At 54.6% G+C, this 3,199-nt stretch carries 2 rRNA genes; both read left to right on the forward strand.

The annotated features are described in order from the left end of the window. Positions 1–2,881 (forward strand): 23S ribosomal RNA (locus E4M00_RS17695); the annotation flags it as partial. A 151-nt stretch (positions 2,882–3,032) separates the two neighbouring features. Further along, a 5S ribosomal RNA gene (rrf, locus tag E4M00_RS17700) occupies positions 3,033–3,149 on the forward strand. Positions 3,150–3,199: the final 50 nt, after the last annotated feature.

The raw sequence follows: 3,199 nt of genomic DNA on the forward strand, positions 1-3,199 counted from the left end.
AGTGATTCCGTCAGTAGTGGCGAGCGAACGCGGATCAGGCTAAACCGATCATGTGTGATAGCCGGCAGGCGTTGCATGGTCGGGGTTGTGGGACTTTTCGTGCTGATTCTGCCGAACAGTGAACGTTACAGCGCGATATAGACGAATGGGATTGAAAGCCCAGCCGTAGACGGTGCGAGCCCGGTAGTCGAAATGTCGTTATGGCGTGAAGAGTATCCCAAGTAGCACGGGGCCCGAGAAATCCCGTGTGAATCTGTCAGGACCACCTGATAAGCCTAAATACTCCCAGATGACCGATAGCGGACAAGTACCGTGAGGGAAAGGTGAAAAGTACCCCGGGAGGGGAGTGAAATAGTACCTGAAACCGTTTGCTTACAAACCGTTGGAGCACCCTTGTAGGTGTGACAGCGTGCCTTTTGAAGAATGAGCCTGCGAGTTAGCGATATGTGGCGAGGTTAACCCGTGTGGGGTAGCCGTAGCGAAAGCGAGTCTGAATAGGGCGATTCAGTCGCATGTCCTAGACCCGAAGCGAAGTGATCTATCCATGGCCAGGTTGAAGCGACGGTAAGACGTCGTGGAGGACCGAACCCACTTCAGTTGAAAATGGAGGGGATGAGCTGTGGATAGGGGTGAAAGGCCAATCAAACTTCGTGATAGCTGGTTCTCTCCGAAATGCATTTAGGTGCAGCGTTGCGTGTTTCTTGCCGGAGGTAGAGCTACTGGATGGCCGATGGGCCCCAAAAGGTTACTGACGTCAGCCAAACTCCGAATGCCGGTAAGTGAGAGCGCAGCAGTGAGACGGTGGGGGATAAGCTTCATCGTCGAGAGGGAAACAACCCAGACCACCAACTAAGGTCCCAAAGCGCGTGCTAAGTGGGAAAGGATGTGGAGTTGCACAGACAACCAGGAGGTTGGCTTAGAAGCAGCCACCCTTGAAAGAGTGCGTAATAGCTCACTGGTCAAGTGATTCCGCGCCGACAATGTAACGGGGCTCAAGCACGCCACCGAAGTTGTGGCATTGACATTTATAGGTAGGCCTTCGTGGTCCAGCCGTGTTGATGGGTAGGAGAGCGTCGTGTGGCCAGTGAAGCGGCGGTGTAAACCAGCCGTGGAGGCCACACGAGTGAGAATGCAGGCATGAGTAGCGAAAGACGGGTGAGAAACCCGTCCTCCGGAAGACCAAGGGTTCCAGGGCCAGGCTAATCCGCCCTGGGTAAGTCGGGACCTAAGGCGAGGCCGACAGGCGTAGTCGATGGACAACGGGTTGATATTCCCGTACCGGCGAAGAACCGCCCAAACTAATCCAGTAATGCTAAGTGTCTGAATCCCCTAGACGGATCCCTTCGGGGTGACGCGTGTGGGCCTAGCACACGACCCTATGCTGGTGCGGTTAGCGTATTAACAGGTGTGACGCAGGAAGGTAGCCGAGCCGGGCGATGGTAGTCCCGGTCTAAGGGTGTAGGCCGAGAGATAGGCAAATCCGTCTCTCATACAAGGCTGAGACCCGATGGGTAGACGCAAGTCGAAATCGGTGATCCTATGCTGCCAAGAAAAGCATCGACGCGAGGTTCCAGCCGCCCGTACCCCAAACCGACTCAGGTGGTCAGGTAGAGAATACTAAGGAGATCGAGAGAATCGTGGTTAAGGAACTCGGCAAAATGCCCCCGTAACTTCGGGAGAAGGGGGGCCTGAAACGTGAATGGACTTGCTCCAGGAAGCGTGGATGGCCGCAGAGACCAGTGGGAAGCGACTGTTTACTAAAAACACAGGTCCGTGCTAAGTCGCAAGACGATGTATACGGACTGACGCCTGCCCGGTGCTGGAAGGTTAAGAGGAACGGTTAGCCGCAAGGCGAAGCTGAGAATTTAAGCCCCAGTAAACGGCGGTGGTAACTATAACCATCCTAAGGTAGCGAAATTCCTTGTCGGGTAAGTTCCGACCTGCACGAATGGCGTAACGACTTCCCAGCTGTCTCAACCGCGAACTCGGCGAAATTGCATTACGAGTAAAGATGCTCGTTACGCGCAGCAGGACGGAAAGACCCCGTGACCTTTACTACAGCTTGGTATTGGTGTTCGGTGTGGCTTGTGTAGGATAGGTGGGAGACGGTGAAGCTTGGACGCTAGTTCAGGTGGAGTCAATGTTGAAATACCACTCTGGTCACTCTGGATATCTAACTTCGAACCGTGATCCGGTTCAGGGACAGTGCCTGGTGGGTAGTTTAACTGGGGCGGTTGCCTCCCAAAAAGTAACGGAGGCGCCCAAAGGTTCCCTCAACCTGGTTGGCAATCAGGTGTCGAGTGTAAGTGCACAAGGGAGCTTGACTGTGAGACTGACAAGTCGAGCAGGGACGAAAGTCGGGACTAGTGATCCGGCAGTGGCTTGTGGAAGCGCTGTCGCTCAACGGATAAAAGGTACCTCGGGGATAACAGGCTGATCTTGCCCAAGAGTCCATATCGACGGCATGGTTTGGCACCTCGATGTCGGCTCGTCGCATCCTGGGGCTGGAGTAGGTCCCAAGGGTTGGGCTGTTCGCCCATTAAAGCGGTACGCGAGCTGGGTTTAGAACGTCGTGAGACAGTTCGGTCCCTATCCGCTGCGCGCGCAGGAAATTTGAGAGGATCTGACCCTAGTACGAGAGGACCGGGTTGGACGAACCTCTGGTGTGTCAGTTGTTCCGCCAGGAGCACCGCTGATTAGCTACGTTCGGGATGGATAACCGCTGAAAGCATCTAAGCGGGAAGCCGGCCTCGAGATGAGATTTCCATACCTTCGGGTGAGAGGCTCCCAGCCAGACGACTGGGTTGATAGGCCGGATGTGGAAGACAGGACGAAAGACTGTCGGAGCTGACCGGTACTAATAAGCCGATATCTTGATAATCACCACTCCCATACATGTTGTAAGGCTGGTATGGGGGGAAACATGAATGCTTGCGTCCACTATGTGGTTCTCGATGTACGGTCGAGAATCCGAACAACACACGCTAACGCGTGACTGTTCGAATCACTCATTGAGTAACATCAACAAGTGTTTCGGCGGCCATAGCGAGAGGGAAACGCCCGGTCACATTCCGAACCCGGAAGCTAAGACTCTCAGCGCCGATGGTACTGCAGGGGAGACCCTGTGGGAGAGTAGGACACCGCCGGACTTAACTCACGAAAAGGCCACCCACACACTGGGTGGCCTTTTCGCATTTAA

The sequence above is a fragment of the Orlajensenia leifsoniae genome (assembly GCF_004570845.1).
Classification (GTDB): Bacteria; Actinomycetota; Actinomycetes; order Actinomycetales; family Microbacteriaceae; genus Orlajensenia; species Orlajensenia leifsoniae.